Source organism: Myxococcus sp. CA056, assembly GCF_013336715.1.
In the GTDB taxonomy this organism is placed as follows: domain Bacteria; phylum Myxococcota; class Myxococcia; order Myxococcales; family Myxococcaceae; genus Myxococcus; species Myxococcus llanfairpwllgwyngyllgogerychwyrndrobwllllantysiliogogogochensis.
Genome location: NZ_JABUMT010000003.1, coordinates 646621 through 662426, shown reverse-complemented (window position 1 = coordinate 662426; position 15806 = coordinate 646621). Strand labels below are relative to the sequence as shown.

Sequence of the window (15806 nt, the reverse complement as noted above, 5' to 3'; positions counted from 1 at the left end):
GCATGAAGACCTCTCCTCCGTCGAATGCTCCCGTGCGGTTCGACCCCATCCTCCTGTGCGCCGTGCTGGGCCTGGTGACGATGGGACTGGTGATGGTGTACTCGGCGAGCGCGGTGCTGGCGCAGGACAAGCTTGGCGACAGCCTCTACTTCTTCAAGCGACAGGTCACCGCGGCGGCCCTGGGCCTGGTGGTGATGGCCGTGGCGATGAAGCTGGGCTGGCGCAAGCTGGCGCGCTGGGCGTATCCGCTGCTGCTCGCGGCGATTGTCCTGCTGGTGCTGGTGGCCATTCCCGGTATCGGCTCCACGGCGGGCGGCGCGCGGCGCTGGATTCGGCTGCCGGGCTTCAGCCTCCAGCCGGCCGAGGTCGCCAAGTTCGCCTGGGTCGTCTACCTGTCCTACTCGCTGGCGAAGAAGCGCGAGAAGGTGGCGACATTCTCCGTGGGCTTCCTCCCGCACCTAGCGCTCTGCGGCATCCTGGTGATGCTTTGCATGCTCCAGCCCGACTTTGGCAGCAGCGTGCTGCTGGTGTTCATGTTGTTCGTGCTGCTGTTCGCCGCTGGCGCGAAGCTGAGCTACCTGGTCGGCTCCGTGTTGCTCGCGCTGCCGCTGGCGTACGTGGCGATTGCCTCCAGCCCGTATCGCATGAAGCGCATCCTGGCCTTCCTGGACCCGTGGGCGCACCGGCATGACGTGGGCTACCAGGTCGCCGAGTCGCTCATGTCCATCGGCTCCGGCGGCGTGGTCGGCCTGGGCCTGGGCGACGGCCGGCAGAAGCTCTTCTTCCTGCCGGAAGCGCACACCGACTTCATCTTCTCCATCCTCGGCGAGGAGACGGGGTTGATTGGCGTGGGCGTGCTCGTCTCGCTCTACGCCATCGTCCTGTGGCGCGGCGTGCGCGCGAGCCTCGCGGCCGGAGAGACCTTCGGCACGTACCTGGGGTTGGGCTTCACCTCCATCATCGCGTTCCAGGCCACGGTGAACATGTGCGTGGCCATGGGGTTGTTGCCGACCAAGGGCCTGACGCTGCCGTTCGTGTCGTACGGAGGCACGTCGCTGGTGGTGCTGATGGGCGCGGCGGGGGTGCTGCTGTCGCTGAGCGCCAGCGCGCAGGGAGCGCCTCGGAGCGCGCGGGCGGGTTCGGACTTGAGGGAGGTGGCGGCGTGAAGGTGCTCATCGCGGGGGGCGGCACCGGGGGCCATCTCTTCCCGGGCATTGCCCTGGCGGAAGAGGTGGTGACGCGTCACCACGCCAACGAGGTCGTCTTCGTGGGGACGGAGCGAGGCCTGGAGGCGCGCGTGGTTCCGCGCGAGGGTTATCCGCTGGAGCTGGTGAAGGTGCAGGGCCTGAAGGGCAAGGGCTTCTTCTCCCTTCTCAAGGCGCTCTTCGCGCTGCCCCTGGCCTTCATCGAGTCGTTCCGCATCCTCGCCCGGCAGAAGCCGGACGTGGTGGTGGGCGTGGGCGGCTACGCGAGCGGGCCCGTCGTCCTGGCCGCGTGGCTGATGGGCATCCCCACCGCCATCCAGGAGCAGAACGCGCTGCCGGGCCTCACCAACAAGCTGTTGGGCAAGGTGGTGCGGGTGGTCTTCATCGCCTTCGATGAAGCGCGGCGCTTCTTCCCGGAGAAGAAGGTGCAGCTCATCGGCAACCCCATCCGCCGCAAGCTGATGGACAACTACCTGCGCAGCCACGTGGCGCACGAGAACTTCTCGGTGCTCGTCTTCGGCGGCAGCCTGGGCGCGCGGGGCATCAACCAGCGGATGTTGGAGGCGCTCGACTCGCTGGGCGACTTGAAGGAAGGCCTGCGCTTCGTGCACCAGACGGGGAAGAACGACCTGGAGATGGTGCGCAAGGGCTACACGGACAAGGGCTTCCACGCGGACGTGGTGGAGTTCATCGACGACATGTCGAGCGCGTACGCGATGGCGGACCTGGTCATCTGTCGCGCGGGCGCCACCACGCTGGCGGAGCTGACCGTGTGCAAGAAGGCGAGCATCCTGATTCCCTTCCCGCATGCGACGGATGACCACCAGACGGTGAATGCGCGGGCGCTGGTGGACGCGGGCGCGGCGCTGATGTTCCAGGAGTCGGAGCTGACGGGCGCGAAGCTGGCGGAGACGCTGCGGACGTTGAAGTCGCAGCCCGAGCGGCTCAAGGGCATGGAGAAGAAGGCGGCCCTGTTGGGCCGTCCCGAGGCGGCGAAGGAGCTGGCCGACGTGTGTGTGGACCTGATGGTGCAGACCTGGGGCCCCACCGGCCGCGAGCGTCCCACCCCCGAGGCGAAGACGGCACCCAGGAGCAAGTCGTGACGAAGAACAAGCCCCCCAGCCTCTTCAAGACGCGGCACGCCGCGCAGGTGCACTTCGTGGGCATCGGCGGCATCGGCATGAGCGGCATCGCCGAGGTGCTCATCAACCTGGGCTACCGGGTGTCCGGCTCCGACTTGAAGGAGAGCGACATCACCCGGCGCCTGACGCGCATGGGCGCCACCATCTTCGAGGGACACAAGGCGCAGAACCTCGTGCAGGCGGACGTGGTGGTGATTTCGTCCGCGGTGCGCAAGGACAACCCGGAGGTCGTCACCGCGCGCCAGCGGAAGATTCCCGTCATCCCCCGCGCGGAGATGCTCGCGGAGTTGATGCGGCTGAAGTACGCCGTCGCCGTCGCGGGCAGTCACGGCAAGACGACGACGACGTCCATGGTGGCCACCGTGCTGAGCGCGGCGGGCCTGGACCCGACGGCGGTGGTGGGCGGCAAGGTGAACGTGCTCGACTCCAACGCCAAGCTGGGCAAGAGCGAGCTGATGGTGGTGGAGGCGGACGAAAGCGACGGCAGCTTCCTCAAGCTGCACCCGTCCATCTCCATTGTTACCAACATCGACCCGGAGCACATGGACCACTACGGCTCGCTGGAGGTGCTCCAGACGGCCTTCGTGGAGTTCTGCAACCGGGTGCCCTTCTACGGCCTCAACGTGTTGTGCCTGGACAACCCCAACGTCCAGGCGCTCCTGCCGCGCATCGAGAAGCGCTTCGTCACCTACGGCAGCTCGCACATGGCGGACTACCGCCTGGAGAGCATTGCCCTGGACGGCTTCACCACCACGTTCCATGCGTTCCGCCGCGAGGAGGACCTGGGCGAGTTCCGCGTGCGCATGGTGGGCGCGCACAACGCCTTCAACGCGCTGGCCGTCATCGCCGTGGCGGAGGAGATGGACATCCCGCTGGAGACGGTGCGCACCGCGCTGGCCGAGTTCGGCGGCGTGCAGCGACGCTTCACCGTGAAGGGCGAGGCGAAGGGCATCACCGTGGTGGATGACTACGGTCACCATCCGACGGAGGTGCTGGCCACGCTGGCGGGGGCTCGGCGCGCCTTCGGTCGCCGCGTGGTGGTGGCCTTCCAGCCGCACCGCTACACGCGCACGCATGACTTGATGAAGGAGTTCACCACGTCGTTCAACGACGCGGACGTGCTCTTCGTCACCAACGTCTACGCGGCCGGCGAGGAGCCGATTCCGGGCGCCACCGGTGACGCCCTGGCGGACGCCATCCGCGCGCACGGCCACCGCGACGTGACGTTCGTTCCCAAGCGCGCGGACCTGCCGGCGGCGCTGCTGCCCCGGCTGCGCGAGGGAGACCTCGTGTTGACGCTTGGCGCGGGCGATATCACCCACGTGGGGCCGGACCTGCTCGGCCTGCTCGGCAACGCGGCTCCGACGAAGGGCTAGCCGACATGGTGGAAGCGGGCGTGAAGACGGCGCTGGCGGCTCGCGTGGAGCGACTGCCGGATTGCGAAGTGAAGGCCGGCGAGCCGCTGGCTCCGCTCATCAGCGTCCGGGTGGGCGGCGCGGCGGAGGCGCTGGTGCGGCCGCGCTCACCCGATGCGCTCGTCGCCGTGCTGAAGCTCGCGCGGGACGAGGGCGCGCCCGTGGCCATCCTCGGGGGTGGTGCCAACACGCTGGTGGGTGACGGCGGCGTGCCCGGTGTCACGGTGAAGCTGCCGGGAGACCTGTTCCCCGAGCTCATCGAGGTGGGGCCCGAGGACGGGCTCATCACCCTGGGCGCGGGCGCGGCCATCGTGAAGCTCGTCAACGTGATGCGCGGCCAGGGGCTGGTGGGCGCGGAGTTCCTCGCGGGCATCCCCGGGACGCTCGGCGGCGCGGTGTCGATGAACGCGGGTACCAAGAATGGCGAGGCGTTTCGCGTCATCGAGGCGGTGGAGGTCGCCACGCCTGACGGGGTGGGGTGGCTGACGAAGGTGCAGGTGCCGCATGCATACCGGCACTCGGAGCTGCCGCCCGGGGGCGTGGTGACGCGGGTGCGCTTCCGGCTGCCCAAGGGCGACGTCGCCGCCTCCAAGGTCGCCATGGACGCGGACCTGGGCTACCGCAAGCGGACGCAGCCGTTGAGCCAGCCCAACTTTGGCAGCGTCTTCACCAATCCCCCCGGAGACCATGCCGGACGGTTGATTGAGCTCGTGGGCCTCAAGGGGCACACGCTGGGGCGGGCACAGATTTCGACGCTGCACGCCAACTGGATTGTCAACCTGGGCGGGGCGACCGCCCGGGACGTGCTGGGGCTCATCACGCTGATGCGGACGCGTGTACAGGAGCACTCCGGTGTCGATATGAAACCCGAAGTCAAACGCGTGGGAGAGTTCCTGCCATGACAGCGAATCGCGGCGCCTTCTCGAAGGACGAACTCAAGAACAAGCGCGTGGGCGTGCTGTACGGCGGCCTGTCGTCCGAGCGCGAGGTGTCCTTGCGCACCGGCGCCGCCGTGGCCGGCGCGCTGCGCTCCCTGGGCTACGACGTGGTGGACATCGACGTGGGCAAGGACCTGCCCGCGCGCCTCATCGCGGAGAAGGTGGACGTGGCGTGGCTGGCGGTGCACGGCCGCTACGGCGAGGACGGCAGCCTCCAGGGCCTGCTGGAGTCCATGTTCATCCCGTACACCGGCAGCGGCGTGCTCGCGTCGGCGATGGCCATGGACAAGGTCTACGCCAAGCTCGTCTTCATCGCCCAGGGCATCCCCACGCCCGCATACCGCGCCTTCGCCGACGAGGCGTCCGCGCTGGCGGCGGGGGACTCGCTGGGGTTCGACTTCCCGGTGGTGGTGAAGCCCAGCCGCGAGGGCAGCAGCGTGGGGGTGCACATCTGCAAGGCGCGCGCGGACTACGACGCCGCCGTGAAGGACGCCGCGAAGTATGCGGGCACCCTCCTGGTGGAGCAGTTCGTCAAGGGACGTGAAGTGCAGGGTGGAGTGTTGGACGATGAGGCCCTGGGCGTCATCGAGGTCCGCGCCGCCCGCGAGTTCTACGACTACGATGCCAAGTACAAGGCGGGCACGGGAACGCAGTACCTCTTCCCCGCACCCCTGCCTCCGGATCAGTATGCACGGGTCAACGAGGTGTGCCTGGGCGCGCACCGGGCCCTGGGCTGTGCGGGGGCTTCGCGCTCGGACGTCATCGTCACCGACGGAGGCGATGTGTTCCTGCTGGAAACAAACACGCTGCCAGGCATGACGGCCACCAGCCTCCTGCCCAAGATTGCCGCAGGACGTGGTATCGACTTCCCAGCCCTGTGCGAGCGCCTGTTGCAAGGCGCATGTCTCAAGGCCTGAGACGGCCTTCCCCCTCGTCAAATCCCCCCTCGAAGTCCTGGCCTCTCGTGGGGCCGGGGCGCTACAGCGACGTCGCTGTAGCCAAAAACTGGCGTGGAGATCCATCCGCGCGCAGCATGGGTCCCAGCGTTCCCACCATGGCCTTCGGTCGAAGCAAAAACCGCCGCCGTCAAGACACTGCCCAGCGAAATGAGGCCGTGAAGAGCGTGGTGCGCTCGCAGGGGCCGGGCGTGGTGAAGGTGGTGGCGCTGACGCTGGTGACGGGGCTGCTGGTGTGGGGTGGGGTGGAGCTGCGCCGGTGGGCGCTGGTGTCGCCCCGGTTCGAACTGGCGGCGGTGTCCTTCACCGGCCTGCAGCGCGCGTCGCGCGTGGAGCTGCTGCGCCTGGCGGCTTTGACGAAGGGTCAGAACCTCTGGGCGTTGGATGTAGGGGGGCTGGAGCGGGCCATGCTTCAGCACCCGTGGGTGAAGAAGGTGGACGTGACGCGGCGCTTCCCGAACCGTGTCTCCGTGGAGGTGTCCGAGCACGTCCCGGAGGCGTTGGCGGTGATGGGGGAGCTGTACGTGCTGGACGAAGAGGGCGAGCCCTTCAAGCGGGTGACGCCGGGGGACGGGCTGGATTTGCCGCTCGTCACCGGGGTGGACCGCGAGGGCTACGTGACGGACCCCGCCGTGGCGCGCCAGCGGTTCCAGGCGGCGCTCGAGGTGGCGCGGGCGTACGCGAAGGAATCGCCGGGCAAGCCGGAGCGGCTGTCCGAGGTGCGGATGGAGGGGCGGGAGGTGACGCTGGTGGCCGCTTCCGGGCAGGAAGTGCGCCTAGGCGAAGGGAATTCCGAGGTCAAGCTGCAGCGGTTGGGCCGTGTCCGGCGCGAACTGGGCGCCAGGGGGCTTGCAGCGGAGATCATTCACCTGGATAACCGGGCCCGGCCCGGTTGGGTGGCGGTGAAGCTTTCGAGCCCCGTGTCCGAGAGGAACGGGAGCGCGAGGCAGTAAGAGGACGCCCCTTTCACGAGAGTGGGGGGCCTGGGAGGGTTGTCATGGCGAAGCAGAAGTCGGGGGAGATTATTGTCGGCCTCGACATCGGCACGACGAAGATTTGCGCCATCGTCGGGGAGCTGACCGACAGCGGTATCGACATCATCGGTATCGGGACGCATCCGTCGAAGGGGTTGCGCAAGGGCGTGGTGGTCAACATCGAGGCGACCGTCTCCTCCATCCGCCGCGCGATTGAAGAGGCGGAGCTGATGGCGGGCGCGGAGATTTCCCACGTCTACACGGGCATCGCCGGTGGCCACATCAAGGGTTTCAATTCCCAGGGCATCGTGGCGGTCAAGGACAAGGAGGTCCGCGAGGCGGACATCGCGCGCGTCATCGACGCGGCGAAGGCGGTGGCCATCCCCCTGGACCGGGAAGTCATCCACGTCCTGCCCCAGGAGTTCATCATCGATGACCAGGGCGGCATCAAGGAGCCCCTGGGCATGGCGGGCGTGCGCCTGGAGGCCAAGGTGCACATCGTCACGGGCGCCGTCTCCAGCGCGCAGAACATCGTCAAGTGCGCGAACCGGACGGGCCTGAATGTCTCCGACATCGTCCTGCAGCCGCTGGCGAGCGCCGAGGCGGTGCTGGGCGAGGACGAGAAGGAGCTGGGCGTGTGCCTCGTCGACATCGGCGGCGGCACCACGGACATCGCCATCTTCTCTGGCGGCTCCATCGTCCACACGGCGGTGATTGCGCTGGGCGGCAACAACCTCACCAGCGACATCGCCATCGGCCTGCGCACGCCGGCTCACGAGGCCGAGCGCATCAAGCAGAAGTACGGCTGCGCGCTGGCGTCGCTCATCAACAAGGACGACACCCTGGAGGTGCCGAGCGTGGGCGGCCGTCAGCCCCGCGTCCTCGGGCGGCAGATTCTGTGCGAAATCCTGGAGCCGCGCGTGGAGGAGATCTTCCAGCTCGTGCACCGTGAGATTCAGAAGTGCGGCTACGAGGACCTGCTGGCCTCGGGCGTGGTGATTACCGGTGGCTCCACGCTGCTGGCGGGCATGCCGGAGCTGGCCGAGGAAGTGCTCGGGCTGCCGGTGCGTCGGGGCATGCCGCGCGGCATCGGCGGGTTGGTGGACGTGGTGAAGAGCCCCATGTACGCGACGGGCGTGGGCCTCGTCGTGTACGGCGCCAAGCACCTGGACCGGCGCATGTTCCGCATCCGCGAAGAGAACGTGTACAAGAAGGTGAAGGGCCGCATGCGCGAGTGGCTCGAGGAAATCTTCTAGCGCCTCGGGACGCATCCGCGTCCTGGCGCCACGCGAAGGGGCTCTCCGGAAGGAGGGCCCCTTTTGCTTTTTCGACGGGGCGCGTCACAAACCGGCTCGGACGCCACGGTCTGTGCTGACGCGTCAACGAGGACCCGAGGCCCTGGGTTGACGAGTCAATGCGGGCCCGCAAGGCCCCAGTGGGGTGGGTCATCCGGTCCGGTTTCCAGAATCCGGATCCGTGATTCGGATCCGCTGCTTCGTCTCAGAGGGGACGGGAGGGAGAACCCCCCTGGGCCGGGGTAGGACCAGAAGTGGACGGAGGGTGGCTCCTGGATTGCTATGTGCCGTCGATGCCGCCCGGGCCCCACTTCACTCCGCGCGGCCCAGGCCTATGAAACCGAACCCACAAACTCCTACTTCGCTGGTCGAGTCGCGGCGCGTACGTGCTCGCTTGCCCGCCGTCGGCCTGCTGGCACTCCTGTGTGCCGCGCTGGTGGCCCCTTCCGCCTACGCGTCCGCTGACACCTTCCACCTGGGCGATGGCTCGGACGGCGCGCTCACCGTCAACGCGCCGGGCACCGTCGTCAACACCTATACGCGGGTGACGGCGGCGGTTCCGGCCGGCCAGAGCTTCGTCACGGTCACCTCGACGACGGGCTTCGCGGTGAATGACCTGGTGCTGGTGTTCCAGGCAGCGGGCCTCACGGCCCCGACGTCGGGCAGCCAGACGCCCATCGACCTGAACGCTCCCGCCAACGTGGCGGTGGGCCGGTGGCAGTTCGGGCGCGTGCAGGCGCTGACGGCGACGCGCCTCACCTTCACCGCGCCGCTCACGGTGGCCTTCGCGGCCAACACCGGGACGCAGGCCATCCGCGTTCCCGAGTACTCCACGGTGACCGTCAACGCGGCGGGAAGCCTCGTCGCCAGGCCGTGGGATGGCACCACGGGTGGCGTGCTCATCTTCCTGGCCACGGGCGCGGTGAACAACGCGGGCTCCATCTCCGCGACCAACGCGGGCTTCCGCGGCGGCATCTTCTGGAATGGTGCCGGAGATGGCTGCACCGGCATCAACCAGGCCTATCCAGGCGGCGCGCCGAAGGGCGAGGGCGTGGCGCTGGGGAGCTACGACAACACGGACCCCTTCGCGGCGGGAACGACGGGCTACGGCAACATCGCGAACGGCGCGGGCGGCGGTATCTGCCACAACTCGGGTGGCGGCGGTGGTGGCAGCGCGGGGGCGGGTGGCAAGGGCGGCCGCACATGGAGTGGCGATACTCATGCCACGACTGGCGCTCCTGCTCCCTCTCGTGACGTGGGCGGTCTGGGCGGCACGCGCATGGACTTCAGCGCGGTGGACCATCTGCTCTTCGGTGGTGGTGGCGGTGCGGGTCATAGCAACGACGACTTTGGCGGCGGCGGCAGCGCGGCGGGCGGCATCGTGTTCATTCGCGCGGCTTCGCTGGCTGGCGCGGGGACGATTTCCTCCAATGGCGTGGCGGGTGAAAACGCTCGCGAGGATGCCAACGACGCGGCGGGTGGAGGTGGCTCGGGTGGAACGATTTATCTGCGCGTCACGGGTGCGTTGACCTGCGGCAACAACCTGGTGTCGGCGCGCGGCGGTAACGGCGGCAGCACGGTCTTCCCTGAGCACGGCACGGGCGGCGGCGGTGGTGGTGGTCACATCCTGCTCCAGGGCGGCACGATGAATTGCTCCCCCTCCGTCGCGGGCGGTATCCCGGGCACGCAGCCCACGGCGGGCGCTCCGGATGGCCTCACCTACGGCGCCATCGCGGGCAGTCCCGGTGTCATCACCACCCTGGCGGGCCCCTTCGTGACGCCGTCGGCCCCGGTGGTCGTGACGCCCGCCAACGGCTCCACCACGGGCGTGCGTCCTCCCATCACTGGCACTGCGACCCCGAACTCCTCGGTCGTCATCTCCGTGGACGGCGTGGTGCTGGCCACAGTCACGGCGGATGCCGCGGGCAACTTCACGTACACGCCGGTCGTGGACCTGACGACGGGCGTGCACACGGTGAATGCCGTGTCCGTGCTGAACGGCGCCTCGAGCATGGTCAGCAACACCAACACCTTCACGGTGCAGAACGCGCTGCCTCCGCCGGTCGTCGTCACTCCGGCGAACAACGCGGTGCTCACGACCGCGCCAACGCAAATCACTGGCACGGCGTCGGGCGGTGCCACGTCCGTGGTGCTCACGCTGAATGGCGTGACGTACCCGGCCATCGCCGTGACCGGCGGTAACTGGACGTTCCCGATTCCCGTCGCGGTGACGGACGGCGTCTACAACATCTCGGTCGTGTCCCAGGATGCGACCCGTACGAGCACGGCCACGACGTCCACCTTCACGGTGGACACGGCGACGTCGGTGAGTGTCACGACGCCGGCCGAGGGTGCGGTGCTGACCAACGGTGTGGTGACGTACTTGGGAACTGCGGAGCCCGGCGCCTCGGTGGCGGTGGTGGTGGATGGCACCACGGTGGGCACGGTGACGGCGGCGGCGAACGGCACCTGGTCGGTGCCGGTGGCGACGCCGCTGGCGGATGGGCCGCACTCGGTGACGGCGACGGCGACGGATGCCTCGAACCACACCGCGACGGACACGAACACCTTCACGGTGGACACGGGCACGTTCGTGAGCGTGACGACGCCGGCCGAGGGCGCGGTGCTGACCGACGGAGTGGTGACGTACTCGGGCACGGGTGAGCCGGGCGCCACGGTGGTGGTGCGTGTCGACGGCGCCACGGTGGGCACGGTGACGGTGCCGGCGAACGGAATCTGGTCGGTGCCCGTGGCCGCGGCGCTGCCGGATGGGCCGCACTCGGTGACGGCGACGGCGACGGATGCGCTGAACCACACCGCGACGGACACCAACGCCTTCACGGTGGATGGGACGACGAACGTGAGCATCACCACGCCGGCGGAAGGCGCGGTGCTGGACGACGGCGCGGTGACGTACTCGGGCACCGCGGAGCCGGGCGCCACCGTGACGGTGGTGGTGGACGGCAATACGGTGGGCACGGTGACGGCGGCGGCGAACGGCACCTGGTCGGTGCCGGGCAACTCGTCGCTGGGCGACGGTCCTCACTCGGTGACGGCCACGGCCGAGGACGCGAGCGGCAACACCGCGACGGACACGAACACCTTCACGGTGGACGCGTCGACGAACGTGAGCATCACCACGCCCGCGGATGGCTCGACCATCAGCGACCCGATGGTGACGTACTCGGGGACCGCGGAGCCGGGCGCCACGGTGACGGTGGAAGTGGATGGTACGGTGGTGGGCACGACGACGGCGGCGGCGAACGGCAGCTGGTCGGTGCCGGGCAACTCGTCGCTGGGTGAAGGTCCTCACACGGTGACGGCCACGGCCGAGGACGCGAACGGCAACACCGCGACGGACACGAACACCTTCACGGTGGACACGTCGACGAACGTGAGCATCACCACGCCTGCGGATGGCTCGACCATCAGCGACCCGATGGTGACGTACTCGGGTACGGCGGAGCCGGGCGCCACGGTGACTGTCACCGTGGACGGCACGGTGGTGGGCACGGTGACGGCGGCCGCGAACGGCAGTTGGTCGGTGCCGGGCAACTCGTCGCTGGGCGAAGGTCCTCACACGGTGACGGCCACGGCCGAGGACGCATTCGGCAATACCGCCACGGATACGAACAACTTCACGGTGAACACGTCGACGAACGTGAACATCGCCACGCCGGCGGACGGCTCGACGGTCGGCAACCCGGTGGTGACGTACTCGGGTACGGCGGAGCCGGGCGCCACGGTGACTGTCACCGTGGACGGCACGGTGGTGGGCACGGTGACGGCAGGTGTCGATGGCAGCTGGTCGGTGCCGGTGGCCACGACGCTGACGGACGGCTCGCACACGGTGGTGGCCACCGCCGAGGACGGCGACGGCAACACCGCGACGGACACGAACACCTTCACGGTGGACACGGCCACGACGGTGAGCATCACCACTCCCGCCGAGGGCGCGGTGCTGACTGACGGAGTGGTGACGTACGTGGGGACCGCGGAGCCGGGCGCCACGGTGACTGTCACGGTGGACGGCACGGTGGTGGGCACGGTGACGGCGGCGGCGAACGGCAGCTGGTCCGTGCCGGTGGCGGCGGAGCTGGCGGATGGAGCGCACTCGGTGACGGCCTCGGCGGAAGACGCCCAGGGCAACACCGCGACGGACACCAACGCCTTCACGGTGGACGCCATGACGTCGGTGAGCATCACCACGCCGGCGGAGGGCTCCACGGTGACCAACCCGGTGGTGACGTACTCGGGTACGGCGGAGCCGGGCGCCACGGTGACGGTGGTGGTGGACGGCACCACGGTGGGTACGGCGACGGCGGGTGTCGACGGCAGTTGGTCGGTGCCGGTGACCACGCCGCTGGTCGACGGGCCGCACTCGGTGACGGCCACGGCGGAGGATGTGAATGGCAACACCGCCACGGACACGAACACCTTCACGGTGAACTCCGTGCCGGACACGCGCATCACCGCGAGCCCGCCCGTGAACACCGCCAGCACCGACGCGGAGTTCAGCTTCAACTCCGTCACGGGAGACCCGCGTGACACCTTCGAGTGCTCGCTCGACGGCGCGGCCTTCACCCCCTGCACCAGCCCCATCAACTTCACGGGCCTGCCCGAGGGAACGCACACCTTCCAGGTGCGCGCGGTGGACGCGGACGGCGACGTGGACCCCACGCCTGCCCACTTCATCTGGTCCATTGGCCTGGACACGGACGGTGACGGCCTGACGGACACGGAGGAGATTGCCATCGGCACGGACCCGAACAACCCGGACACGGACGGCGACGGCGTGTCGGACGGCATCGAGGTGGAAGTGGGCGGGACGGATCCGCTCGACGACGACTCGGATGACGACGGTCTGATGGACGGCACGGAGGACAAGGACCACGACGGCATCGTCGACGCGGACGAGACCGACCCGAACGAGGCGGACACGGACGGTGACGGCATCCAGGACGGCACGGAGCTGGGCCAGACCGTGCCCGAGGGCTCGGACACCGACGCGACGGTCTTCATCCCCGATGCGGACCCGACCACCGTCACCAACCCCCTCAACCCGGACACGGACGGTGGCAGCGTGCGTGACGGCGTGGAGGACGCGAACCACAACGGCCGCATCGACCCGGGCGAGACGGACCCGAACCTGGCCGCCGACGATGTGGACTCCGACCTGGACGGCGTGAGCGACGAGCGCGAAATCGAGCTCGGCATGGATCCGCATGACGCGGACACGGACGACGACGGCGTGCCGGACGGCGATGAGGCCCTCACCGACACGGATGGGGACGGCACCATCGACGCGTTGGATCCGGACAGCGACAACGACGGCATCAACGACGGCACGGAGAGCGGCGTGACGCGGGAGACGGCGCCTCCGGGCACCAACGTCGACTCGCCGAACTTCGAGCCGGACCTGGACCCCACCACCACCACCGACCCGACGAATCCGGACACGGATGGTGATGGTCTGAACGACGGCCGGGAGGACGCGGACCACAACGGCCGCGTGGACGCCACGGAGACGGACCCGAACGACGCCGACACGGACGACGACGACCTGAACGACGGCGTGGAAGTCACGGGTACCAATGCGACGAACCCCCTCAACCCGGACACGGACGGTGACGGCCTGAACGACGGCCGGGAGGACGCCAACCACAACGGTGGCTTCGACAACGGCGAGACGGACCCGAACAACCGCGACACCGACGCTGGTGGTGCGAGCGACGGTGACGAGGTCAACGGGGGCTCCAACCCGCTGAACGGCGATGACGACTTCGTCGTCGTGGGCCGTGGCTGCAGCACGGGCGGGGCGGGCACCTTCGTTCCGCTGGCGCTGCTGTTCCTGGCACTGCCCCTGTTCGGTCGCCTCCGCCGCGTGGCGGGGCGCTCGTCGCGGGGCGTGGCGGCGGCCGTCGCCGGAGGCCTGGTCCTCGCGGGCACGCTCGCGGCCCAGCCTGCCCATGCGCAGGTGACGACGCCGGGGCCCGTGTCGCAGTCCATCGACGTGCAGCGCTTCAAGCCGGGCCCGGGCGCCGAGGACATCCTCGGCATCCACAGCGCCCGAGTGCAGCGCCACCTGGGGTTGAACCTCGGCCTGTCGCTCAACTACGGGAGCAAGCCGCTCAACTTCCTGGACCCTCGCTCGGACCGGTTCATCACCGCGCTGGTGAGCCGTCAGCTGGGAATCGACCTGATGGGCGCGGTGGGTCTGTTCGACCGCTTCGAAATCGGCGTGATTCTGCCCGTGACGATTCAGGGCTCGGACCCGGCGCCGCAGGTGGACTCGTCCTTCTCGCAGGGCGTGGGCGGCGGTGGTATCGGCGACCTGCGACTGGTGCCGAAGGCGCGCCTGATTGATGGGGAGCGCTTCGGCCTCGCGCTGGCGGTGCCGGTGTCGCTTCCCACGGCGGGTGGCAACGACTTCCTCGGCGGTTCCGGGGTGAGCGTGCAGCCCAAGCTGGTGGCCGAGTACGGCGAGAAGGTCCGCTTCGCCGCCAACGTCGGTGTGGACATCCGCGAGAAGCAGGTGCTGCGCAACCTGACGGCGGGCAACGCGTTCACCTACGGCCTGGGCACGGAGATTCCCTTCACGCTGGGCCGCCTGCCGCTGTCCGCCGAGGCGACGGTGATTGGCGCCATCGGTCTGGACGAGCAGGACACGGAGGAGAGCCCGCTGGAGCTGCTGGCCGCGCTGAAGTACCGCGCGGTGAGCGGTTTCACGGCGCACCTGGGCGGTGGACCGGGCCTCACCCGGGGCTACGGCACGCCGGGCTACCGGCTGCTGGCGGGCTTCGGCTACAGCCCTCCGCCCGAGCCGAAGAAGGCGGCGCCTCCTCCGCCGGTGGACACGGACGGCGACGGCCTCTACGACCCGGACGACAAGTGCCCCACGCAGCCCGAGGACAAGGACGGCTTCGAGGACGCGGATGGCTGCCCGGACCCGGACAATGACCAGGACGGCATCCTCGACGGCGACGACAAGTGCGTGAGCGAGCCGGAGACGAAGAACGGCTTCCAGGACGAGGACGGTTGCCCCGACGAGGCTCCGCCCGTGGACACGGATGGCGACGGCCTCTTCGACCCGGACGACAAGTGCCCGAACCAGCCCGAGGACAAGGACGGCTTCCAGGATGGGGACGGCTGCCCGGACCCGGACAACGACAAGGACGGCATCCCGGACGTCGCGGACAAGTGCCCCAATGAGCCCGAGGTCATCAACGGCGTGGCGGACGAGGACGGCTGCCCCGACAAGGGCAAGGTGAAGGTCCAGGTGGATGGCGAGCGCATCCTCATCCTGGAGAAGGTCTACTTCGCCACGGGCAAGGACATCATCCTCCCGCGCTCCTTCCCGCTGCTGAAGCAGGTGGCCGCGGTGCTGCGCGCCAACCCGCAGGTGGAGCTGCTGCGGGTGGAGGGGCACACGGATGACCAGGGCAACGACGCGTCCAACCTGGACCTGTCCAAGCGCCGCGCCGCCAACGTGCGTGCCTTCTTGGTGAAGGAGGGCATCGACGCCGCCCGCCTGGAGTCGCAGGGCTACGGTGAGACGAAGCCCGTCGACACCAACAAGACGGCGAAGGGCCGCGAGAACAACCGGCGCGTGGAGTTCAACATCGTCCGCATCGGCAAGGTGGAAGTGGAGCGCGTGGCCCCCTGATGTCGTCGCGCCGCCCCGGGCGCCCACCGTGGTGCCCCGGGGCTGACAGCCAAAGCCGTTGACGCGAGGGTGGTTCCGGCAAGTCGTCCGGGGCCACCCTCGGTTTTTTAGGGGAGGTCCGTCCACCACCCGGAGTCGGGGGCGCGTGACGCTCCGTGAAGACCCTCCACGTGTGTCGTGGAACAGGGGGGAAAGGGGTGGCGCCGATGCGGGGA

8 protein-coding genes are annotated in these 15806 nt (G+C 69.1%); all 8 read left to right on the top strand.

Annotated elements, in window-relative coordinates:
* The first annotated feature begins 2 nt into the window (after window positions 1–2).
* The 8 genes from ftsW to HUA76_RS17125 all read left to right on the top strand — a co-directional run bounded on the left by ftsW (window position 3) and on the right by HUA76_RS17125 (window position 15591).
* Window positions 3–1166: a putative lipid II flippase FtsW gene (gene ftsW / locus HUA76_RS17160; RefSeq protein ID WP_141648326.1), complete on the top strand. Its 1164-nt coding sequence runs from the start codon at window positions 3–5 to the stop codon at window positions 1164–1166.
* Window positions 1163–2308, top strand: a complete 1146-nt coding sequence (gene murG / locus HUA76_RS17155) for an undecaprenyldiphospho-muramoylpentapeptide beta-N-acetylglucosaminyltransferase (RefSeq protein ID WP_141648325.1) — start codon at window positions 1163–1165, stop codon at window positions 2306–2308. Before ftsW ends, murG begins: the two co-directional genes overlap by 4 nt.
* A complete protein-coding gene (murC, locus tag HUA76_RS17150) occupies window positions 2305–3723 on the top strand; it encodes a UDP-N-acetylmuramate--L-alanine ligase (RefSeq protein ID WP_174461485.1) in 1419 nt (472 codons plus the stop codon). Before murG ends, murC begins: the two co-directional genes overlap by 4 nt.
* 5 nt (window positions 3724–3728) lie before the next feature.
* A complete protein-coding gene (gene murB / locus HUA76_RS17145; RefSeq protein ID WP_174461484.1) occupies window positions 3729–4664 on the top strand; it encodes a UDP-N-acetylmuramate dehydrogenase in 936 nt (311 codons plus the stop codon).
* Entirely contained in the window at window positions 4661–5617 is a 957-nt protein-coding gene (locus tag HUA76_RS17140) for a D-alanine--D-alanine ligase (RefSeq protein WP_141648322.1), read from the top strand. Before murB ends, HUA76_RS17140 begins: the two co-directional genes overlap by 4 nt.
* Window positions 5618–5754: 137 nt before the next feature.
* A complete protein-coding gene (locus HUA76_RS17135; protein WP_174453140.1) occupies window positions 5755–6609 on the top strand; it encodes a cell division protein FtsQ/DivIB in 855 nt (284 codons plus the stop codon).
* A 44-nt stretch (window positions 6610–6653) separates the two neighbouring features.
* Entirely contained in the window at window positions 6654–7886 is a 1233-nt protein-coding gene (gene ftsA, locus HUA76_RS17130) for a cell division protein FtsA (RefSeq protein WP_141648320.1), read from the top strand.
* Window positions 7887–8259: 373 nt separating this feature from the next.
* Window positions 8260–15591 (top strand): Ig-like domain-containing protein, encoded by a 7332-nt coding sequence (locus HUA76_RS17125; protein WP_174461483.1) that lies wholly within the window; start codon window positions 8260–8262, stop codon window positions 15589–15591.
* Window positions 15592–15806: the final 215 nt, after the last annotated feature.